The organism is Streptomyces sp. NPDC004051 (assembly GCF_053604275.1).
Map to the genome: position 1 here is coordinate 72,609 of NZ_JBSGHG010000017.1, position 22,208 is coordinate 94,816.

14 protein-coding genes and 1 CRISPR repeat array are annotated in these 22,208 nt (G+C 73.2%); of the genes, 4 read left to right on the forward strand and 10 right to left on the reverse strand.

Translation table 11 applies throughout. The features are described 5' to 3' along the window. Window positions 1–650: 650 nt before the first annotated feature. Window positions 651–3,020, reverse strand: coding sequence for a CRISPR-associated endonuclease Cas3'' (locus tag ACWEQO_RS19360; protein ID WP_452984521.1), 2,370 nt, complete (start codon window positions 3,018–3,020; stop codon window positions 651–653). Window positions 3,021–3,218: 198 nt separating this feature from the next. After that, window positions 3,219–3,929: direct repeats of the CRISPR family, unit length 37 nt; unit sequence GTGGCGGTCACCCTCCGGGGTGGCCGAGGATCGCAAC. Between the two features lie 893 nt (window positions 3,930–4,822). Here ACWEQO_RS19360 and ACWEQO_RS19365 point away from each other — a divergent pair. The 3 genes from ACWEQO_RS19365 (at window position 4,823) to ACWEQO_RS19375 (ending at window position 9,616) form a co-directional block, all read left to right on the forward strand. After that, the gene (locus ACWEQO_RS19365) at window positions 4,823–7,501 is read left to right on the forward strand and encodes an alpha/beta fold hydrolase (protein WP_452984523.1); all 2,679 of its coding nucleotides are present in this window, start codon (window positions 4,823–4,825) and stop codon (window positions 7,499–7,501) included. Beyond that, complete coding sequence (locus ACWEQO_RS19370) at window positions 7,498–8,406, forward strand: ABC transporter permease (RefSeq protein ID WP_452984525.1); 909 nt, start codon at window positions 7,498–7,500, stop codon at window positions 8,404–8,406. Before ACWEQO_RS19365 ends, ACWEQO_RS19370 begins: the two co-directional genes overlap by 4 nt. Window positions 8,407–8,692: 286 nt before the next feature. Beyond that, window positions 8,693–9,616 carry a chaplin gene (locus ACWEQO_RS19375; RefSeq protein ID WP_452984527.1) on the forward strand — a complete coding sequence of 308 codons (924 nt, stop codon included), beginning with the start codon at window positions 8,693–8,695 and terminating at the stop codon, window positions 9,614–9,616. 152 nt (window positions 9,617–9,768) lie between these two features. On the opposite strand, the gene ACWEQO_RS19380 is transcribed toward ACWEQO_RS19375, so the two are convergent. Beyond that, window positions 9,769–11,034, reverse strand: coding sequence for an NAD(P)-binding domain-containing protein (locus ACWEQO_RS19380; protein ID WP_452984605.1), 1,266 nt, complete (start codon window positions 11,032–11,034; stop codon window positions 9,769–9,771). 2 nt (window positions 11,035–11,036) lie between these two features. Then, on the reverse strand, window positions 11,037–12,293 hold the full coding sequence (locus ACWEQO_RS19385) for a carboxylate--amine ligase (protein ID WP_452984529.1): 1,257 nt from the start codon (window positions 12,291–12,293) through the stop codon (window positions 11,037–11,039). A gap of 200 nt (window positions 12,294–12,493) precedes the next feature. Here ACWEQO_RS19385 and ACWEQO_RS19390 point away from each other — a divergent pair, with 200 nt between their 5' ends. Next, window positions 12,494–13,792 (forward strand): glycoside hydrolase family 26 protein, encoded by a 1,299-nt coding sequence (locus tag ACWEQO_RS19390; protein WP_452984531.1) that lies wholly within the window; start codon window positions 12,494–12,496, stop codon window positions 13,790–13,792. Between the two features lie 32 nt (window positions 13,793–13,824). On the opposite strand, the gene ACWEQO_RS19395 is transcribed toward ACWEQO_RS19390, so the two are convergent. Genes ACWEQO_RS19395 through ACWEQO_RS19425 form a run of 7 tightly spaced genes read right to left on the reverse strand, consistent with a single transcriptional unit; the run spans window position 13,825 to window position 22,183 of the window. Beyond that, window positions 13,825–14,511, reverse strand: a complete 687-nt coding sequence (locus ACWEQO_RS19395; RefSeq protein WP_452984533.1) for a lipopolysaccharide biosynthesis protein — start codon at window positions 14,509–14,511, stop codon at window positions 13,825–13,827. Then, the gene (locus tag ACWEQO_RS19400) at window positions 14,508–15,671 is read right to left on the reverse strand and encodes a glycosyltransferase (protein ID WP_452984535.1); all 1,164 of its coding nucleotides are present in this window, start codon (window positions 15,669–15,671) and stop codon (window positions 14,508–14,510) included. Before ACWEQO_RS19400 ends, ACWEQO_RS19395 begins: the two co-directional genes overlap by 4 nt. A gap of 1 nt (window position 15,672) precedes the next feature. Beyond that, window positions 15,673–16,437 carry a polysaccharide deacetylase family protein gene (locus ACWEQO_RS19405; RefSeq protein ID WP_452984537.1) on the reverse strand — a complete coding sequence of 255 codons (765 nt, stop codon included), beginning with the start codon at window positions 16,435–16,437 and terminating at the stop codon, window positions 15,673–15,675. After that, window positions 16,421–18,115, reverse strand: a complete 1,695-nt coding sequence (gene murJ / locus ACWEQO_RS19410; RefSeq protein ID WP_452984539.1) for a murein biosynthesis integral membrane protein MurJ — start codon at window positions 18,113–18,115, stop codon at window positions 16,421–16,423. The genes ACWEQO_RS19405 and murJ overlap by 17 nt, the downstream gene beginning before the upstream one ends. Then, window positions 18,112–19,455, reverse strand: a complete 1,344-nt coding sequence (locus tag ACWEQO_RS19415; protein ID WP_452984541.1) for an O-antigen ligase family protein — start codon at window positions 19,453–19,455, stop codon at window positions 18,112–18,114. The genes murJ and ACWEQO_RS19415 overlap by 4 nt, the downstream gene beginning before the upstream one ends. 5 nt (window positions 19,456–19,460) lie before the next feature. Continuing rightward, complete coding sequence (locus ACWEQO_RS19420; RefSeq protein ID WP_452984543.1) at window positions 19,461–20,888, reverse strand: exopolysaccharide biosynthesis polyprenyl glycosylphosphotransferase; 1,428 nt, start codon at window positions 20,886–20,888, stop codon at window positions 19,461–19,463. Continuing rightward, window positions 20,885–22,183 (reverse strand): glycosyltransferase, encoded by a 1,299-nt coding sequence (locus tag ACWEQO_RS19425; protein ID WP_452984545.1) that lies wholly within the window; start codon window positions 22,181–22,183, stop codon window positions 20,885–20,887. The genes ACWEQO_RS19420 and ACWEQO_RS19425 overlap by 4 nt, the downstream gene beginning before the upstream one ends. Window positions 22,184–22,208 lie beyond the last annotated feature (25 nt).

A 22,208-nucleotide genomic window follows, 5' to 3' on the forward strand; every position in this document is an offset into this window, starting at 1 on the left:
CGGTGGAGGAGTCGTAGTGACGGCGAAGAATAAGGACTCACACTGACAACGGCCCCTCACCAGCGGCTTTATCAGCGTCTTTCAACGGAACGCTGCTACCGGCCGGCGCACTGAAGGCAGAGGAGCGCGAGGACCTCCCCGGGCGGGAGGCCTTCCCGCCGGCGCCGCATGCGCCTTCTGGGAGGGCCTCCTGCAGAGGCTGCGTCAGTCGATCACGAGCCAGAGCCTGAGCCTGGGCCTCGTAATCAAAACCAAAACGACGACGAGAATGAAAATCCCAACGGTCAAAGGAGCCGCATCTGTTACTGAATCAATCTGCACTGTTCTAACTCCTCGCCCCTTCATTGACTTCATGTGGTCTAGCTAAGACCTGTTGAAGTGTGACCGTAGGGGACACGGGTGGAGCAGGTGGGCGGTTTCACCGCAGATACCGCCGGGATACGACGAGAGATGTACCTGAAGTAGACGTGGCCCAGAGGCTGATGCCTCTGGGCCACGTGCTCGCTGCTCGGTCAGACCAGCTACACCACCATGAACTCAATGTTGCGATCCTCAGCCCCACCACCGGTCAGGGGACGGGGAGGCTGCCACAGGCTCGTATCGGGCTGCCCGCCTATCGTGGCACTCCGGCAGCCGTCTTCAGGAGAGAGTCACACCATGCCGTACGCGTCGAGGTCCTCTGGCTCGTCGGGGTCGAGACCGCGCCGCTCGTGGTAGGCGCCGTGCCAGAGCAGCAGGTCGCCTGCCACCGGGACTGCCAGCCCGGAGCGCAGCGAGGCGTCGGCTTCCCTCTTCGGCAGGGAGGCCGTGTGCTGTTGGAGACTGCGCAGCACCTCCGGGCCGCATGGCCGGAACGGATCCGTCAGCTGTGCGACGGCCCCCTCGATCTGCTCCCGGTCACTCTCGTTGCGGATGACGATCACCGGGACACTGTGGTGGTCTTCGATCATTTGGAACTCCCGGTCCACCTGCGGGAAGTCAAGGGCGCTCCGCAGCTTCTGGATCTCTGCTCCCAGGCCGGACTCCGGATGCCCGCCCTGCTGGTAGGCGTAGCGTCGCTGGTAGTAGCTGTGTAGCGCGTCCAGATCGTCTGGCTCGGCAAGCGGCTGCGGTCCGAAGAACTGCTCCCCGGCCTGCACCGCGGCCTGGTACTCGGCACTGCGCGGCCGGCCGCCGTCTGCGGGGTCGAAGACGATCACGGTGCCGAAGGCCAGGCGTCCGTCACGGTTGCAGCGGCCGGCCGCCTGCTGCAGGGACTCCGCAGGCGCCCACGCCCGGTACACCCGCGGGAAGTCGACATCGACACCCGCCTCGATCAGACTGGTCGACACCACTTGAACCGGCTCGCCCCGGCGGAGCAGTGCGCGGATCTCTGCGATCACCTCCCTGCGGTGGGCACCGGTCATCCGCGTCGACAGATGCAGCACCAGACCCTCGGCGGATGCGACTTCCAGGTGGCGGTGAAAACGTGCCGCATCCCTGGTGGTCCCGACCACCGTCAGCACCTGCGGGTGTTCTGCCGCCTCCCGCGCGACGCTCTCCAGCGTCACGTCCTGCCCCGTGCGCCACTCGTACTGCACCCGCCGCAAAGACTCGAACAGCGCCGCCGGATCGTCGACGACCGCCTTCCGCTCCAGCCCCTTCCACGCCGACAGCTCCCAGAACGACGGCTGGGTCGCCGAGACCAGCAACACCGTGACCCCGAAGTGATCCACCAGCCCCCGCAAGCCGCTCAGGATCGGCGCGAGAAGACGATCCGGCAGGGCCTGCACCTCATCCAGGACGATCACTGAGCCGGCCAGGTTGTGCAGGCGCCGCATCTGCGACGGCCAGTGGGAGAACAAGGACTCGAACAGCCTGACCGTGGTGGTCACCACGAACGGCGCGTCCCAGTTCTCCGCGGCCAGTTTCGCCGTCCGGGCACGCTGCCGCAGAACGTCACGCTGCTCCTCGGTCAGCTCACCGAGCGCAGTCCCCTCCGGGTCGAGGTCCACCGCACTGTGATGCTCCAGCACCACCGCCGGCTCGCCGCTCACGTCCTCGGGGTCGAGCAGGTCCCGGTACACGGCTGCGTTCTGTTCCGTGATCGAAATGAACGGCACCGCCAGGACGACCCGCCGCATGCCGTGCTCCGCCGCATGCCGCAGCGCGAAGCCGCCCGCGGCCATGGTCTTCGCCCCACCGGTCGGGACCTGGAGCACATACATCCCTGGCTCATCCGTCGCCGCCGCACACGCCTGCTCGTACACGGAATGCCTCAGGGCATCCACCGGGGAAGACTCCCGCCCCGCCAGGTACCGCTTCCTCCGAGCCTCGTAGCGCTCCACCAGAGCCGCCATGTCCACCGGCTCTCCCACCCGCGCCGGCGTACCGCCGAAGTGGGCGGACGTGTCGAGGTAATCCGCGTCCACGACGCAGGAGAACAGCATCCTCACCAGAAGGTCGAGCCCCAGCCGCTGATCCCGCTTCGGCAGGCCGAGCAACCAGCCGGGCGGGGCAATCCGCGACGGGCGGTGGATCTCCGGCACGATCCGCTCGACAGCGCGGATCGCCTCCTCCACCCGCGCGGCCTCCGAGCCACCGGGGCGGCCTTTGTGTAACTCGTCCCGGAGCCGCTCCATGTCCGGAAGCCCGCCATGATGCCCGAACACCACTGCCGCACATGCCAACTGCGTGTACCGCTCCGCCAGCACTGTGCCGGCATGCTTGTGCGGGATCCCCACCTTCCCTTTACCCCCGCGCGCCTCGACAGCCTTGAGCTTGTCCTGCCAAGCGCATGCCCCCTTGCCCACGTCGTGCACCAAGGCCAGATACTCCGCCAACTCACCGGCCCCGAACACCTCCCCGAAGCGCCGCGCCAGCGCAGCCGAGCCACGCAAGTGGTCCTCCAGCGTGTGTCGCACCCCTGAGACAGCACTCAGACTGTGCGCATACAACGCACCCCCTACAGCCACCACTACTCCCTCTCCGCTCCGGACAGCGCCTCCACGCCCCACCGAGGCCAAGACCGTAGCCGCCATGTCTGACGCTGGCCGGACAGAGCACCAAATCGGTAACCTCCAAGTCCTGCCCCCGTCGGCAGCCCCTGCTTCGGAACCGGAAGCACACCCACGACACGCGGATCGCACCGAAGTCGAATGTCTGTATTGGGTAGCTCTGTCATCCGCTGCTCGCCCACACCGCAGCGGGCAGTACGCTGTTTCCGCTGCTCAGGCAGCGTGGCGGTCACCCTCCGGGGTGGCCGAGGATCGCAACCTCGTCCCGGCCCCCGACGCCGACCCGGCCGCCCTTGTGGCGGTCACCCTCCGGGGTGGCCGAGGATCGCAACACCAACCACCTCGCGACCAACCGGGAGGAACAGGCCCGGTGGCGGTCACCCTCCGGGGTGGCCGAGGATCGCAACCAGAGGCGGTCGGAGGCGATGCTGTGTGCCTCGGCGAGGTGGCGGTCACCCTCCGGGGTGGCCGAGGATCGCAACTTCGTGGTCGACGTGACCCGCACGTACTCGATGGTGTGTGGCGGTCACCCTCCGGGGTGGCCGAGGATCGCAACGTCTGGACCTGGACGGTCCAGCGGACGGCTGTCCCCCCGGTGTTCCAGCGTGGCGGTCACCCTCCGGGGTGGCCGAGGATCGCAACCTCATCATCTGCGCCACCGAGGGCACCAGCCTCGGTGTGGCGGTCACCCTTCGGGGTGGCCGAGGAGCGCAACACCCGGGCCTCCGGCCAGGGCGGCAACATGCGCGCAGTGGCGGTCACCCTCCGGGATGGCCGAGGATCGCAACGAAGATCCATGCGTCAACCGTACGGGGTCTCCCCCTGTGGCGGTCACCCTCCGGGGTGGCCGAGGATCGCAACGTCGTCGGCCACATCGGCATGACCCGGGCCCTGCTGTGGCGGTCACCCTCTGGGGTGGCCGAAGATCGCAACGCCAGTGTGCAGCACTCCGGCCGCCCGTCCATCGACTTCGAGGTCGGTCATGTCGTCGCGGTGGTAGTTCGCGACGACGCGGCCTCCAGGAGGGACTCGTCAGTGGCGACGCGAGCGTTGTCGATACGGACCGGGGTGGTGGCGAGCCCGACGAGGAGGGAGGCTTCAAGGCGGCGGCGCCCGTCGACGACGACGTACTGGGCGCCGTCATCGAGGTCGTTGGCACGGTCGTGCCGGTCGCGGAGGTAGGCATCCGTGATGGCGAATGGGGATGGGGATAGGCAGGATGATGCCGACCTCGCGAACCGAATCGGTGGTCTCGTCGAGGTTACGGAGGTGATTACGCGGGTTGTCGGGATTGCCGCTGAGCAGGGTCGCCGCGAGTTCGGTGATGGCGGCGGTTGTGTTCTGGCCCCCATCTTGCTGATCGCGTTCCGCTGGGCGCTGCAGACCGCGCTGAAGGTGGGTGCCGGCCCAGGGTTTCTGCCTTGCTCACCTGCTGGTCCCCCTCGCTACCTGCCTCATGGTCTCCGCCTGGTCGCTGTGAGGGGCGTACGAGAGCAAGGGCGTCTTCTTGCCGACGCCGTCCTTCTGGTTGCCAACGAGCTTTCGCTCGGGCTCGGTTGCCTGGGTGCCGGTCTGCAGGGACGAGGTCCTCCCTGCTGGCGCGGGGGTGTGCGGGGAGTGTTCTGCAACGAGGTCGTCCCGCGCCTGGTCGTCGCCTGCCCCCCCACCGACGCGGGGATGTTCCGCACCCCGATAGCTCCGGCACGCAGCCCAGGTCGGTGTACCGCGTCCGGTGTATGTGGGGGACTCGCGTACGACCGGGGGAGGGGATCGGTATCCACCTGGGGGCAGCCGGAGGGTGCGGCGACCCCCTTTAGGGTTCAGGCATGGACTTCCGAATGACCCAGCTGCGGGCCCGTTTGCGAGGGGGCGGGCGTGGCGGTGGACGGCGGCCGCAGCGGGCGATGGCCGCCGTGGGGGCCGTCGTCGTGCTCGCCGGGGCCGGTACGTGGACCGCCGTCGCCGCCGAGGACGCGGTGCCCGCGGTCAGCCGGACCGACCGGATCGCGAGTACGGCCGACGGGGTGCGCATCGACACCTCGTACTTCACCGCCGGCCCGGCCGGCCGCCGCCCCGCCGTGCTGCTCGGGCACGGCTTCGGCGGCAGCAAGGACGACGTACGGCAGCAGGCCGAGGAGCTCGCGCGCGAGGGGTACGCGGTGCTCACCTGGTCCGCGCGCAGCTTCGGCGAGTCCACCGGGAAGATCGGGCTGAACGACCCGAAGGGCGAGGTCGCCGACGTCTCCCGGCTCATCGACTGGCTCGCGGAGCAGCCCGAGGTGCAGCTGGATGAGGAGGGGGACCCGCGCCTCGGCATGGCCGGCGCCTCCTACGGCGGGGCCATCGCGCTGCTCACCGCCGGGCACGACGACCGGGTGGACGCCCTCGCCCCCGCGATCACCTACTTCGACCTCGCCGAGGCGCTGTTCCCGAACGGCGTGTTCAAGAAGCTGTGGGCGGGCATCTTCGTCAACACCGGCGGCGGCTGCGAGAAGTTCGAACCCGCGCTGTGCCGGATGTACGAGCGGGTCGCCGAGTCCGGCACCCCGGACGCCGAGGCCGTCGCGCTCCTGAAGGAGCGGTCCCCGTCCGCCGTCGCCGACCGCATCGACGTACCGACGCTGCTGATGCAGGGCCAGAACGACTCCCTGTTCCCGCTCGGCCACGCCGACGCCGCCGCGAAGGCGATCCGCGCGAACGGCGCCCCGGTCGACGTCGACTGGATCGCCGGCGGGCACGACGGTGGTGAACCGGAGGCGGACCGCGTCCGCACCCGCACCCGGGCCTGGTTCGACCGGTACCTGAAGGAGGACAAGGGAGCCGACACCGGCCCCGCCTTCCGCGTCACCCGCACCGGCGGCGTCGACTCCACCAACGGGCGGGCCGTGCTGAGCGGCGCGAGCGCGGACCGCTACCCGGGCCTGACCGGCGACGGCAAGGACGTCCCGCTCACCGGAGGCGAGCAGAGCTTCGCCAACCCGGCCGGCGCCAGCCCGCCCGCCGTCTCCGCCCTGCCCGGCCTCGGCGGCGCCGGCGGCCTCTCCCAGCTCTCCTCGCTCGGCGTCGGCGTCTCCCTGGACTTCCCCGGCCAGCACGCCCGCTTCGAGTCGGCCCCGGTCACCGGCGACCTGCGGATCACCGGATCCCCGACGGCCACCGTGCACGTGAAGTCGACCAGCGACGACGCCGTCCTCTTCGGGAAGGTGTACGACGTCGGCCCGGACGGACGGCAGCAGGTGCTGCCCTCCCAGCTGGTCACCCCGGTCCGCGTCGAGGACGCCAAGGCCGGAAAGGACGTGACCGTCACCTTCCCGGCCGTCGACCACGAGATCCGGCAGGGCCACCGCCTGCGCCTGGTCCTCGCCTCCACCGACCTCGGCTTCGCCTCACCCGCCGCCCCGGCGACGTACACCGTCTCCCTCAAGGGCGACCTCACCGTGCCCACCGCGCCCGGGGTGACCACCGCGGCGGCCCCGCTGCCCGCGTGGGTGTGGTGGCTGCCGCTCGCCGGAGCCGTGACCGCCCTCGCCCTGGTGCTCACCGGCCGCCGCCGCACGGCCGCCGCACCCCCCGACCCCGCACTCGCGGACGTACCCCTGCAGATCACGGACCTGAGCAAGCGCTACACCCGCTCCGCCGACCGGTACGCCGTACGGAACCTGTCCTTCCGGGTGGAGAAGGGGCAGGTCCTCGGCCTGCTCGGGCCGAACGGCGCGGGCAAGACCACCACCCTGCGCATGCTGATGGGCCTGATCACCCCCGACGGCGGCGAGATCCGTGTCTTCGGGCACGCCATCCGCCCCGGCGCCCCGGTGCTCTCCCGGGTCGGCGCCTTCGTCGAGGGCGCGGGCTTCCTGCCGCACCTGTCCGGCCGGGAGAACCTGGAGCTGTACTGGCAGGCCACCGGACGCCCGCCCGAGGACGCCCACCTGGACGAGGCCCTGGAGATCGCGGGCCTCGGCGACGCCCTCGCCCGCGCGGTGCGCACCTACTCCCAGGGCATGCGCCAGCGCCTGGCCATCGCCCAGGCCATGCTCGGCCTGCCCGACCTGCTCATCCTGGACGAGCCGACCAACGGGCTGGACCCGCCGCAGATCCGCGAGATGCGCGAGGTGATGATCCGGTACGCGGCCGCCGGCCGCACGGTGATCGTCTCCAGCCATCTGCTGTCGGAGGTGGAGCAGTCCTGCACCCACCTCGTCGTCATGGACCGCGGCAGGCTGGTCCAGGCCGGGCCGGTGCGGGAGATCGTCGGCTCCGGCGACACCCTGCTCGTGGGCACCGGGTCCCCCGTGGACGAGCCGCTCGCCGAGAAGGTGGCCGCCCTGCCGGGCGTCGCCTCGGCGGTCCGCGCCGAGGACGGGCTGCTGGTCCGCCTCGACGCCGACGGCACCGCCGCCCGCCTGGTCGCCGAACTGGTCCGGCTGGACGTGCCGGTGGAGTCGGTGGGCCCGCACCGCCGCCTCGAAGACGCCTTCCTCACGTTGATCGGAGGTTCCGCATGAGCACGCTCACCGAGCGGAACGGGCCCACGGAGCCGGCCGCCTCCACGGAGCCGGCCAGGCCCGTGGAGGTGGCCGACGGCTACCGCGCGGGCCGCACCCTGCCACTGCGGGTCGAGCTGGTCCGGCAGCTGAAGCGCCGCCGCACGCTCGTCATGGGCGCGATCCTCGCCGCCCTGCCGTTCGTCCTGGTCGTCGCCTTCGCGATCGGCGGTGAGCCGGAGGGCCGGGAGGGCCGGATCACCCTGATGGACACGGCCACCGCCTCCGGCGCCAACTTCGCCGCCGTGAACCTGTTCGTCTCGGCGGGCTTCCTGCTGGTCATCCCGGTCGCCCTGTTCTGCGGGGACACGGTCGCCTCGGAGGCCGGCTGGTCCTCGCTGCGCTACCTGCTCGCCGCGCCGGTGCCGCGCATGCGGCTGCTGTGGTCCAAGCTCGTCGTCGGACTGGGGCTCAGCCTCGCCGCGATGGTGCTGCTGCCGGTCGTCGCGCTCGCCGTCGGCACCGCCGCCTACGGCTGGGGCCCGCTGCAGATCCCCACCGGCGGCTCGCTGGACCCCGCGACGGCGGCGCAGCGGCTCGTGGTGGTCGTGGCGTACATCTTCGTGTCCCAGCTGGTCACCGCCGGACTCGCGTTCTGGCTGTCGACGCGCACCGACGCCCCGCTGGGCGCGGTCGGCGGCGCCGTCGGACTGACCATCGTCGGCAACGTCCTCGACGCGGTGACCGCCCTCGGCGACTGGCGGGACTTCCTGCCCGCGCACTGGCAGTTCGCCTGGGCGGACGCCGTCCAGCCGGACCCGGAGTGGTCCGGCATGATCCAGGGCACCGCGGTCTCGGTGACGTACGCGCTGGTGCTGTTCGCGCTGGCCTTCCGCGGTTTCGCCCGCAAGGACGTGGTGTCCTAGCCGAGCGTGCTCCGAGTGGGACGAGTGGGCCAAGCGGGTGAATTCGCGCAACCGATTCCCGTGCGTCGGGTTGATGAGGCAGAAGGGCTTGCGACGCCACGAGAAAGGAAAGCGCTGTGCTGCTCAGTCCGCGGTACACCGGAATCCTCCGCAGGCATCCCCGAGGGTGAGCATGCCGTGGTGTCCAGGTACCAGCCCCCGGCTCCGCCGTGGCCGGTCTCGCGCGGTGATCTCCGTGCCGAGGCCGCCGGCTTTCCCACTTCTTCGAGCAGGAAGACGAACGACATTGCGACAGACCCTGAGCAAGGGAGTGTTCGCGGCGGCCGCCGCCACGGGCATTCTCTCTCTGTACGGCGCCCCCGCCTTCGCCGACGCGCACGCGGAGGGAGCCGCCACGGACTCTCCCGGTGTGCTGTCCGGGAACAGCGTCCAGGCGCCGGTGGAGGTGCCGGTGAACGTGTGCGGCAACACCGTCGGTGTGGTCTCCGTGCTGAACGAGGCCTCCGGCAACATGTGCGCCAACACGTCGCACACGTCCGAGCCCACGTCCGCGACCAAGGCTGAGGACAAGTCCGGGAACCTGTCCTCCGCCGAGCGCTCGTCCGACGGCCACGGCGGTGGCGCGCACGCGGCGGGGGTCGCCAAGGACTCCCCCGGCGTGGCCTCCGGAAACCTCGTCCAGGCGCCGGTGCACGCGCCGGTGAACGTGTGCGGCAACAACGTCGACGTGATCGGCGCGTTCAACGAGGCGTCCGACAACGACTGCCGCAACACCTCGCACGGCGGCCCCGGCAGCGGTGGCGCGCACGCGGACGGGGTCGCCACGGACTCTCCCGGTGTGCTGTCCGGGAACCTCATCCAGGTGCCCCTCGGCCTCCCGCTGAACGTGTGCGGCAACAACGTCAACCTGGTCGGGCTGTTCAACGGGACGTCCGACAACGACTGCCGCAACGAGCAGGGCGGGTCGACCGAGACCGAGACCGAGATCGAGACGGAGACCGAGACGCCTTCGACGCCGCCCACGCGTACGGACACCCGGCCCCCCGCGCAGGCCGTCGACACGCCGCAGGACGTGGCGGAGCCCGGTGCGCCGCCGCACCTGGCCGAGACCGGCAGTGAGGGCATGCTGGCGGCCTCGGCCGCCGGAGCCACCCTGCTGCTGGGCGGGGCGCTGCTGTACCGCCGCGGTCGCGCCGCCCAGCGCGGATAGCGGTTCCCTTCCCCGGTGCCGGGCCCCGTCCGCCCGGCACCCGGGGCCTTCCGGAGTTCCGGGCCGGACACGCCCCCGGACCGGCGCGGGCCACCGTACGAGGTGGCCCGCTCCGGTCCGGGGGTTCAGTGCTGTAGGGGGAGGGTCTCCCGTCAGAGGCTGACCGGTGTCGGCGAGTCGGTCCGGCCGACGGCCGAGGGGACCGGGACCCGTCCCCGTGCGGGGGTGGACCTGAGCCGGCGGCGCACGCCCTGGACGAGTGCCGACGCGGTGTACGTCGCGCCCTGGACGAAGCGCATGGACGGGCCGAAGCCGGACGCCGTCGTCAGCCCCGCGAAGAACAGGCCGGGATGGGAGGACTCGAAGCCCCGGCCGATCGCCGGGGACCCGTCGGGCAGGGCCGCCAGCGTGCCGCGCAGCTCGGCGGAGAGCACGCCGAGCCGGTCGCGGTGCACCCGGAACCCCGTGGCGGCGATGACGTGCTCGGTGCCGAGGGAGCGGGCCTCACCCGTGTGGTTCACCAGGTCCAGCCGCACGCCGCCCGGTACCGCGCAGGCCGCCGTGACCTCGTGGCCCGGCAGCAGCTCCACCGCGCGCTCCACCCGGTCCCGCACCCACCAGGCGCCCGCCGGACCCAGCGCCGTGGCCGCGATCTGCGACCGGGTCTGCTGCGGCAGACGCCGGAAGAGGCCGGGGCGCTCGGAGTAGAACCAGTTCCGCCAGCCGGGGCCGAGACCGCTGTGCGGGGAACGGACCGACTGCCACCAGGGGCGTTCCCAGGCCGGCGGCACGTCGTTCCACCGAACCCGGTCCGCCCGCGCCAGCACCCGTACGCGGGTGCCCTGCTCGGCGAGCAGGGCCGCGGTCTCCAGGGCCGCCTGACCGCCGCCGAGCACCGTGACGTCCTTGTCGCGGAAGGGGTCGAGGTCGCTGTGGTGGCTGCTGTGCGTCACCAGGGAGGGGTGCAGTCCGCGCAGGGCCTGCGGCACCTCGATGAACGGCATCACACCGACCGCCAGCGCCACCGTCCGCGCGTGCAGCGCCTCCCCGTCCTCGGTGACCACCGTGAAGCCGGCGGGGCCGGACGCCACCCGGGCCACCATGCGCTCGTCGACCGCCGGAACGGCATGGCGGGCGAACCACAGGCCGTACTCCGCGAACGCCGTCACCGGGATCGGCTCCGCGTGGCGTGCCGTCAGCCCCTGCTCCGCGCAGTAGGCGGCCAGGGTCCACTCCCCGTCCGGGTCCGAGAGGTTGGACGCCCACGGCTCCGACTTCAGGAACATGCCGCCGGGCATGTTGTCCCGCCAGGACGCCATGGGCCGGCCGAACACGCGCAGGTTCAGCCCGGCGGCCGCGGCGTGGGACGCGATCGACAGACCGTACGGTCCGGCGCCCACCACCAGAAGGTCGTACATCATCAGCTGCTCGCTTTCTCGTTGTCGGTCGGGGAGGGCGAGGCCGCCCGGGGGATCAGGGGTGCTGCCGGCGCCGCCGCAGCGGCGGGGACCAGCCGCTCGCGCAGCCGGCCGGACACATGACGGGCCCACAGGGCCCACATCGCCCGACCGGGCCCGCGGTCGTCCCGGGCGTGCCAGGCGAGTTCGCGTCCGCCCGGCGCCGGGCGCAGCGCGGCGAGCGGCGCGTAGTTCTCCACCACGAACCTCCGCCCGGCCACCGGATCGCCGGCCGGTGGGCGACGTCCCGTCAGGTCCAGGTGGAGGGCGCGTACGACGTCCACTCCGGCGCTGTCCTCGAAGAGCCGGAACTGGGCGCCGGGACGCGGGTTGAAGTCGAGCAGGTGGTAGCGGCCCGTCGCATGGCAGCGGCGGAAGTCGAGGTCGAAGACACCGCGGTAGCCCAGTTCGCCGGTGAGCCGCTCGGCCAGGGCCTGCACCTGGGCGTTGGGCGTCCAGCAGCCCACCGCCGTCAGTCCCGCGCCGCGTGGCCAGGACAGTTGCTTCCGGCCCGGCCCGCCCGCGCGCAGGGCGCCCGAGCGGTCGGCGTAGCCGTGGAAGAACCAGTCCCGGTCCGGCCCCGGCGGCAGATAGGCCTGCAACAGGAGCGGGCTGCCCGCCTCGTCGGTGCGCCGGTACAGCTCCCGGGCCTGCTCCGCGGAGCGCACCAGCCGGGTGCTGCGCAGCCCGCTGCCGGCCGGCAGCAGCCAGGGCCGGCTCCACTTCGCCACCAGGGGCAGCCCGAGCCGCCAGGCGTCCTCACCGGCCCGCCGGGGGCTGTCCGGGACGAGCGTGACCGGGTGCGGGACGTCCGCGGACGCGCACACGGCGGCCAGTTCCGCCTTGTCGGCGACGCGTTCGGGCAGCGTGCCGGGCATCTCGGGCAGCAGGTAGGAGGGGGCCAGGGCGTCCCGCAGACGCCCGGCGGCGATGGCGCTCGCGTCGTCCATCGGGACCAGGACGGCGGGCCGTGCGATCCGGTCGGCCACGCGGCGCAGCACGGCGAGGACGTCCTCCGTGGACGCGCCGGGCGCCGGCGGCGGGTGCAGCCGCCGGACATGACGTGAGCGGCGGACGGGACTTCCGGACTCGTCGGCGACGACATGCACCTCCACTCCCGCCCTGCCGAGCGAACGCACGGCTCCGAGCGTTCCGTGGTGGAAGGGATTCCGGTCGATCCGCAGAATGACGGCGGGGACGCGGGTGTCGAGCAGCGGCACGAACTCTCTCCCTCTTTTCGGGGTCATGTGGGGTCTTTCGGGTTTCTTTTCGAGTGGCTCACCCGCACGGGGGAGCGCGGCACTCGAAAGCCGCGTGGTGGTGGCGTCATGGGTTTTCCTGTGACTGACTTTCGTATGACTGTTCGTCAATAAAGCGTTTGGAAAATGAAGGTCGGACGTGAGTGGAGAAAGGAGCCGGTATGGCCCCACAGCACGAGCGTGTCCGGGTTCGCGGGCTGGTCGTGGGTGCGGTGGCGGTCGCGATGTCGGCCGTTCTGGCGTCCGGTCTCATGGCGGGTGCGGGGGTGGAGGTGGCGGGCGACGACTCCCGCCCCCCGGCACCGGACCCGGCGGCGTCCGCCGCGGTGCCCCCGGTCGCGGTGCCCCCGGTCGAGGTGCCCCCGGTCGAGGTGCCGCCCCGTCCGGTGCCGCGAAAGGAGTTTCCGCCCTTCGGCGTCTTCCTCGCCTCCGACGCCCGGGGTGTGGCCCGTATGGAGCAGTTCAGCCGCTGGCTGGGCGGTGCCGAGCTCCGCGTCGGACACACCTATCTGCCCGGCAACCACTGGAGTGACATCGAGGGCGACGTCGGCTTCCTCGAGGCGTGGGCGCGGTGGCGCAACGAGAAGGACGACCGGATGCTCGTCCTCAACGTGCCCCTGCAGGAGCGCAACGAGGCAGGCGTCTCCGACGAAGAGGTCCGGCAGCTGCTGCGGCGGGGCGCGGCCGGAGAGTTCGACCACCACTTCCGTGCCCTGGCCGAGCGGCTGGTCCGGCTGAAGGTGCCGGACACGGTCCTCGTGCTCGGCTGGGAGATGAACGGCGTCACGTACACCCACCGGTGCGGGCCGGACCCGGAGGCCTGGAAGAAGTACTGGAACAGGATCGTCACCACCGTGCGGGCGGTGCCGGGCCAGAAGTTCCGGTTCGACTTCACACCGAGCCGCGGCCGGGACTCCGTTCCCTGGACGCAGTGCTACCCCGGGGACGCCACGGTCGACATCATCGGCATGGACTCCTACGATCAGCCGGCCGGAATGCCGTTCGGCGAACAGGTGAGAGAGCCGTACGGGCTCCAGGCGCACGTGGATTTCGCGAAAGCCCACGGAAAGCCCGTCTCCTATCCCGAATGGGGGCTTTTCCGCAACGGCGACAATCCCGAGTACATGCGCGGCATGCTCGCCTGGATGGACGAGCACCGGCCGCTGTACAACACGGTGACCGACTACTGCCCGCACGGTGTGTGGCAGTGCGCCGACAACCCGGAATCGTCCCGCGTCTACCGGACGACGCTGTTCGGCCGCACCAGCACGACGACCCCGGTGCCCGTGCCCACACCCGTGCTCCCGTCCATCCCCGCACTTCCGCCCGCACCCGCGCTCCCGCCCATCGCGCCGGAGCCGCCGAAGAGCTGCACGCCGCTGGGCCTGGGTGACCGGGTGGAGCAGTGGCTCGGCGGGAAGCTCTGCCTCCGCCTCGACTGGTGGTCGCGCCTGGGTTAGCGCCACCGCCGACCCGGCCGGGTACACCGTGGTCACCGCTGTTCGCGCGCGTCGGCGGCGGTGGCCGGGCCGGGCACCGAGGCGGCCGGGGTGTCCTCGGCCGTCTCGGAGGTCTCGGCGGTCTCGGCGGTCAGGCCGTTGCGCCGGGGCCGGGCCAGCAGGGCCAGCGAGCCCAGCAGCCCGCCCGCGCTCGCCCCCACCAGTGCGGTCACCGCGGGCGACGCGGACGTCGGCTCGTCCGGCCTCACCGCACGCGAGAACTGCACGAGCCGGACCTGGGTGCTGTCCTTGGTGTGCTCCGCGTGCTGGGTCAGCGCGCGGGAGACCGCGTTGGCCATGTCGACGGCGAGGCCGGGGTGCTCCGAGGTGGCCGAGACGGCGACCATCGGCGCGTCCGGCGAGGTCGCCGTGCGCACGCTCTCCCGCAGGGTCCGCACCGGGACGCCCGCCCACACCTGGGCGTCCCCGAGCACCGCGAGCTGCGTGGTCACCCGCCCGTACGCCTGAGCGAAGCCGCGGGCGGACTCCGGGGTGGACCCCACGGTCGGTACGGCGACGACGTAACTGGTGGCCGTGTAGGTCGTGGGGGTGAGCGCGCCGTACACGCCGCCGGTCAGGCCGCCGACGAGAGTGCCGCCGACCACGAGCACGGACCAGGTCGGCAGCCTCCTGAGACGGTCCGGGAACAGGCGGTGCCGACGGGCCGGAGTGTCGGTCATGACGTGCTGGCTCCGAGAGGTGAGAGGGATGAAGGGGAACGGGAGACGGCTGCCGCGTACACGTCCATGAGGAGGGCCGTGCTGCGGGTGATGCCGTAGCACCGGGCGGCCTCGGGAACCGTGCGCGGCCCGGGGCCCGCCGCGTGGACCTCGGCGATCGCACGCGCGTACTCCCCGGGGCCGCCGAGCACCCGCCGGGCACCGGCGGCGGCCGACGGTGCCGCGTCCTCGATCGCCGGGCAGGAGGCGTAGAGCACGGGCAGACCCGACGCCAGCGCCTCCACGACGGCCAGGCCGAACGACTCCTCCGCGGACGGGGAGGCGAGCAGGTCCATCGCCGACAGGAGCGAGGGCAGGTCGGGGCCCGGCGAGCCGTCCGGGCCGTCCGGGCCGTAGGGGCGTTCGCCGGTGAACAGGACGCGGCCGGCCACACCGGCCTCGCCGGCCGTGCGGCGCAGGAGGTGCTCCTCGGAGCCGCCGCCCACCAGCAGCAGCCAGTGGTCGTCCGGGAGCCGGGCGAGGGCGTGGACGAGGACGTCGAACCGCTTCCCCGGGGCGAGCCGGCCGACGCCGCCGACGACGAACGCGCCCTCCGGCAGACCGAGGCGCCGGCGGGTGTGCGCGCGCCGCTCCGGGTCGAAGCGGAAACGGTCCAGGTCGATGCCGTTCGGGACGACCTCGATACGGGGAGCGGGCACGCCCCACCGCCGCAGCCGGTCGGCCACCGCCGGGGAGACGGCGACCGTCGTCGACCCGAGCCGCTCGCTGCCGAGGTACAGCGCGCGCACCCCCGCCGTCAGCCTGCGGCCCTCCATCTGGGTGTCACCCAGGGAGTGCTCGGTGGCGACGACCGCGCGGACCCCGGCCAGCCGCGCGGCGAGCCGGCCGTAGACGCAGGCCCGGTACAGATGGGTGTGGACCAGGTCGTAGCCGCCGGCGCGGATCAGCCGGACCAGCCGGGGGAGCGCGGTCAGGTCACGGTTGCCGCCCATGCCCAGGTGCACGACGCGGACCCCGTCGGCGGTGAGCCCCTCGGCGACGGCACCCGGGTTGGTGAGCGTCACCACGTCGCAGTCGACGGGCAGGTGACGCAGCAGCAGACGCAGCTGCTGCTCGGCCCCGCCGACCCCGAGACCGGTGATGATGTGCAGGGCCCTCATCTCACAGACCCCCCGCCGGACGCCGGCGCCACCGGTGCAGACGGTGCTTCAGGTACAGGCGCCAGGCCGTGTCGTTCTGGCCGATGTGCACGCGCGGCAGGGCGTGCGGGCCGGTCAGCGCGCCGGGGTCGATGGCGCAGGCGTAGGCGTAACCCGCCTTCCGCACCGCCCGGACGGCGCGGGCGTCGACCGTGCCGTACGGGTAGCAGAAGCCGGCGGGCCGGGTGCCCGTCAGTTCCGCCAGCCGCGTGCGGCTCTCGGTGACCTCGGCCTCGAGGGTGGACTGGTCCGCCCGGGTGAGGTCGACGTGGGTCAGCCCGTGCGAGCCGATCTCCACCCCCTCGGCCGCCGCGTGCCGGATGCCGTCCGCGGTCAGCAGCGGCTTGCGCGGGCCGAGCGGGTCCCAGGCGTTGTCGCCGCCGAGCCGTCCGGGCAGCACGAACAGGGTGGCGCCGCAGTCCCAGCGGCGCAGCAGCGGAAGGGCCTCGGTGACGAAGTCGGTGTACCCGTCGTCGAAGGTGAGCCCGACCAGGCGCCGGCCCTCGCCCCGGGCGCGGGCGGCGAGCAGGTCGGTCACCGACACCCCGCGCAGCCCGCGCCGGCGCAGCCAGGCCAGCTGCTCCTCGAGCCGTTCGGGCGTGACCGTGATGCGGTACGGATCGTCCGAGCAGTCACCCACCGAGTGGTACATCGCCACCCACGGGACGGGGCCCGGGGGCGCGGCGGGAAGCCTGCCGGCGCGGACGGAGTCAACGGAAACGGTCATGAGTGAGCTTTCGGGTGATGGTGCGCACGGAGCGCACCGCGGATGCGGAGCCCTGGACGCCCAGGACCAGGGAGAGCGCGACGAAGGCGACGGTCACGGTGAGCGAGCCCGCCGCGAGGCCCGCCAGGGGGGAGTCGGCCCGGCTCGCGGCGAACGCCCCGGCGACGGTGGCGCCGACCGAGGCGAGCACCGGCCGGCCGAGCGCGGCCAGCACCTGGCGGACCCGGAGGCGGACACCGTCGGCGCCGCCGCGCCGGGACGTGCGCAGACCGGCCAGCATCAGGGCGGCCGTGACGGTGATGCCGACGGCGTTGGCGGCGGCGATCCCCGCCACCCCCCAGGGACGCACGGCGACGGCGCCGATCGACGACGTCGCGACGATGCCCACGCCCATCGCCGCGAGGGGGTACCAGCTGGGCCGGCCCGCCGAGAAGTACGAGCGGATCAGCGTGCCCACCAGGGTCTGCCCCAGCAGACCGAGGGCGTACACCCGCATGACGTCGGAGGTCGCCGCGGTGTCGCTCGCGGTGAACGCGCCGCGCTGGAAGAGCAGCTCGACCATCTGCGGGGCGCAGGCGATCACCGCGCACATGCCCAGCAGCACCACGCAGGAGGACAGCACCAGATCCCGCTCCACGCGGTCGCGGGCCCGTTCGGTGTCACCGTCGGCGAGCGCCCGCGCCACCACGGGGAAGGTGACCGTGCACACCATCAGCGACAGGGTCATCGGGATCTGGGCGACCTTCTGCGCGTAGTTCAGGTGCGAGATGGCCCCGGCCGGCAGGGAGGAGGCGAGGAAGCGTTCGACCAGGACCTGCGACTGGCGGCACAGGGCGAACAGGAGGACGGCGGCGATCAGGGCGAGCCGCACCGGCCGTTCCTCGCCACCGCCCTGCGCCCCGCCCACCGTCGGCGCGCGCGACGCCAGCTGCCGCCACAGCGACGGCAGTTGCACCGCCACCATCAGGCAGCCGCCCACCGCGACCCCGACCGCCGCGGCCCGCACGCCCCACACGCCGCCGAGCAGGAACATCGCGGCGACGATGCCCGTGTTGTAGGCGATGTAGATCGCCCCGGGCGCGAAGAACCGGCGGTGGGCCCGCAGCGCGGCGCTGCAGTACCCGGCGAGCCCGAAGGCCAGCAGGCTGATCGCGGTGAGCCGGGTGCAGTCGACGGCGAGCCGGGGGTCGGGCAGGCCGGGCGCCAGCACCTCGACCAGGAAGGGGGCGGCCCAGGCGACCAGCGCGGCGACCGCGGCGAAGGCGAGGCTCAGACGCGGCAGGGTGGCGGCGACCAGCTCGCGGACCGGATCGCCCGCCACGCCCCGGGCGCGACGGGCCAACGCCATGCTGAACGCCGGGATCAGCGCGATCGCCAGCCCGTCCTCGATCAGCAGGGTGGCGGAGATCTCCGGCACGGTCCACGCCACCAGGAAGGCGTCCGTGTCGCTCCCGGCGCCGAACAGCCGCGCCAGCGACTGGTCGCGCACCAGGCCGAGCAGGGAGCCGCCGATGGACAGCGCCGCCGTGACGAGCGTGGCCCTGGCCAGGAACTTCCGGGAGGCCGAGGGCGACGACGGGTCGGCGCCGTCCCCGCCCGGGGGCGCGGCACGCGCCGCGGGGACGGCCGCGGCCCGGCCGGTCCCGCGTCCGGGGGACTGCGAAGGCACCACCGTCATCGCGCCGCGGCCTCCTCGATGCCCCCCAGCGGGCCGCCCCCCGGCACGAGGCGCCCCCGCTCACCGCCGCCCAGCGCCCACCACGCGGCGAGCCCCAGGGCCAGGGCGGTCAGCACCGTCGAGGGGCCGCCGATGTCTCCGTACACGTAGTCGGTCAGCAGCCAGACCAGCAGCCCGCAGGCGACGAGCCCGCAGTCCGCTCCCGGTCCGCGGCGGCGGACGCGCAGCAGCCCGCGCAGCCCGAGCACGAGCAGCGCCAGCCAGCTCCCGGCGAGGGCGAGCAGCCCGATCAGGCCCTGCTCGCTCAGCACCAGCAGGTACATGCTGTGCGGTGAGAGCAGCGCCTGCTTGTGGTACTCCGATCCCGCGCCCGCGATGTCGCTGCCCGAGGACAGCGCCAGGGTGGCGTGCCCGTCGCGATGCTCGGGAAAACCCTTCAGACCGACACCGGTCAGCGGCTGCTCGCGCCACATGTCGGCGGCGGACGCCCACAGGGCGTACCGGTCCACCACGGACTGGTCGGGGTCGGCGGCGACCTGCGTGATGCTGTCGATCCGTTCGGTCAGCTGCGTCGTGCCGACGCCGAACCCGCCCATCAGGACCACCCCCGCGGCGGCCACGGCCGCGGCCGCCTTCAGCGCGCGCCGCAGCCCGGCCAGGGCCAGCTGCACGGCGCACGCCAGGACGGTCGCGATCCAGGCGCCCCGGCTGAAGGAGAGCGCGAGCGGCAGCAGCAGCGCGAGCGCGCAGCCGGTGGCCGCCGCCCGCTGCCGTACCGGCGCCCGGCCCAGCGCGATCCCCACCGCGCACACCAGACCGAGGGCGACCGCGGCCGCCATGCCCATCACGTCCTGCGCCCCGAAGGTGCCGACCGCGCGGATCGGCTCGCCCTGGTAGGAGGCGCCGGTCCCGGTGACGTACTGGTGCACGCCGACGGCCCCCTGCCACAGCGCGAGCCCCACGAACGACCAGGCCAGCACCCGGAAGTCGGCGCGGCCGCGGAGCAGCGTCAGTACGGCCGCCGGGACGAGCACGAAGACCTGCAGATAGCGCCCGAGGCCGGTGAGCGCCGCCTCGGGCGAGGACGCCCCCATGGCGGCCAGCGCGAGCCCCACGACCGGCAGGCCCAGCACCACCGCCGCGGCGGGCGACAGCGGGCGCCGCCGCTCGCGCAGCAGACGGATCACGCAGTACACCACCAGCAGCCCCGAGACCACGTCGGCGGGCCCCGCCCCCTCGTACGTCAGGGGCAGGGCCAGCAGGGCGAGCACCGCCACCAGGGGCAGGACCGGCGCGAACGCGGTGGCCCGGCGCGGCAGGGGTGCGAGAGCAAGGCTCACGTCGGTCAGCTCCCCGTCGGGCGTACCAGCGACGCCGCGGTGCGCAGCAGGATGCAGACGTCCTGCCACAGCGACCAGTCGTCGATGTAGGCGTTGTCGAACCGGGAGCGGTCCTCGATCGAGGTGTCGCCGCGCAGCCCGTGGACCTGGGCGAGGCCGGTGATCCCGGTCCGCATGCGGTGGCGGGCCGCGTAGCCCTGGTAGGTGTGCGAGAACTGCGCGACGAAGTAGGGGCGTTCGGGACGCGGTCCGACCAGGCTCATGTCGCCCCGGAGCACGTTCCACAGCTGGAGCAGTTCGTCGAGCGAGGTGCGCCGCAGCATCCGGCAGAACCGGCGCATCTCGTGCTCGTCGGCCACGCTCCACCGGGTCGCCGACTCGTGCTCGTCGGCGGGGCGGTAGGTGCGGAACTTCAGCAGGGTGAACGGCTTTCCGTTCCGGCCGATGCGCTCCTGTCGGAACACCACGCCCGGCCCGTCGCTGATCCGCAGCATCGCCGCACAGGCCAGCAGCAGTGGACCGACCAGCATCAGCAGCGTCCCCGACACGAGGATGTCGAGCAGCCGTTTGCCCACGCTGTCGCGGCGCACCGGGGACAGGCCCAGCCGCCGGCAGGCGAACCCGGCCAGCCGCTGCCGCGCCGTGTACGCGGGGGAGTCGGCGTCGAGCTCCCAGATCACACAGCCCGCCTCGGCCAGGGTGCGCAGCAGCGGCCCCTGTTCGGCGCGGACCGAGGGGTGGACGGTCAGCACGGCCCGCACCCCGTTCTGGATGACGGCACGCTCGACCTCCTCACCGGTCCGCAGCACCGGGACGCCCCCGGTGTCGTCCTGCTGCTCGGCGACCACCCCCACCGGCCGTACGCCGCACCGCGGATGGCGCAGCACGGCGGCGGCCACGCGCTGCGCGGTCGCCGCCGGGCCGATGACGAGTGCGGCGCGCGGGTGGCGCAGCAGCGCTGCGCGGCGCCGTCCGTGCACGGCGGCGCGCAGCGCACAGGCCGCCGTCGTCTGCACGGCGAGGCCGGTCAGCACGGTGCCGAGGGACAGCGCGTGCTCCGGCCGGTACGCCGCCCACAGCGCGGCGGGCGCCAGCCAGGCCACGGTGATACGGCCGCACACGGCCGGCAGTTCGTCCAGCAGCCCCGGCACCGGCGGCCGGCCGTCACGCGGGCGCAGCAGCAGCGACGCGGCGACCAGCAGGAGGACGAGCGGGGGGTGACGCTGGGCGCCGGTGAGGAGCAGCGTGCCCAACAGGGCGGCGGCACCGTCCGCGAGCAGCAGCGGGACCGGTGAGGCGGGCCGCGCCGGGGGCCGCCCGGCGGGGAGCCGCACACCGGTGGCGGGACCACGCGGCGGCACGACGGAGACGGTGGAGGACCCGTGTTCCCGCGGTGGTACGTCGGGGGAGGACACGGTACGTTCGGCACTCACGAGCGGATGGGCTCCCTGCTGTGCTTGATGGGCTCGACGCGCTGTGCCGTCCGGTTCGCCCCGGCGCCGCAGCCCGCATCGAGCGGTTCTCCGGGCTCGGGGCCATGGGGATCGCCACGCTCGGCGATCCCGGACCGACGCGTTCTTCTTCTGGCGGGCCATGCGCCGAGCAGGTCGCGGTAGACGTCCGCGACCTGCTCGGCGGTGTGTCGTACGTCGTGGCGGGCCAGTACGTGTTGACGGCCCCGGTCGCCGAGGGACTCGCGCAGCGGCGGGTCGAGCAGCAGCCCGGACAGGGCCTCGGCCAGCGCCACCGGGTCCTCCGGCGGGACCAGGCACCGGGCGGCGAAGGAGGGCGGCAGGCTCTCGCGGGCGCCGTCGACGTCGGTCACCACCACGGGACGCCCGCAGGCCATCGCCTCCAGCGGGGCCAGGGCCATGCCCTCCCAGCGGGACGGCAGGACGACGAGGTCGGCGGCCTGGTACCAGGGCGAGGCGTCGGGCACGGCTCCCGCGAACAGCACGGACCGCGGGGCGGCCGCGCGCAGCCGGTCGCGGTCCGGGCCGTCGCCGACCAGGACCAGCCGGGCGCCCGGCACCCTGCGCACGACGGCGTCCCAGGCCCGCAGCAGGACGTCCTGCCCCTTCTGCCGGCACAGCCGCCCCACGCAGACCGCGAGCGGCGCCGCCGGGTGCAGTCCGGCGAGCGGTGCGAGCCCGGCCCGCACGGTGTCGGCGCCGGCCGGGTGGAAGTGCTCGGGGTCGATGCCGTTGGGGACGACGGTCCACCGGCCGGCGATCCCGGCGTGCACCCCGGTCGCCCGTTCCGCCTCGCTCACACACACCACCCGCGCGGCCCAACGCGCCCCCCAGCGCTCCCAGCCGAGGGCGAGGTCGCCGGTCCGTCCGCCCACCGCCTCGAACGACCAGGCGTGCGGCTGGAAGACCGTCGGAATCCGCCCGCGCACCGCGAGCCGCCCGGCGAGCCCGGCCTTCGCGCTGTGCGCGTGCACCAGGTCGGGGCGCACCTCGTCGATGAGCCGCGCGAGGTGCCGCACCTCCCGCACGAGCGACGGACCCGGCGAGCGCGTCGCCCGCCAGTCCCACACCTGCGCGCCGAGCAGCCGCAGCCGGGTGGTGAGGGCGCTGTCGGGGCAGGCCGCGGTGACGTCCAGACCGGCCGCCAGCTGGGTGTGGACCAGGTCCGTCACGACACGCGCGACCCCGCCCTCCACCGGCTGGGTCAGGTGCAGCACCCGCGGCCGACGGCCGGGGGGCGGTGGTTCCGGGTGCACGGTTTCCTCCCCGGCGAAGGCGCCG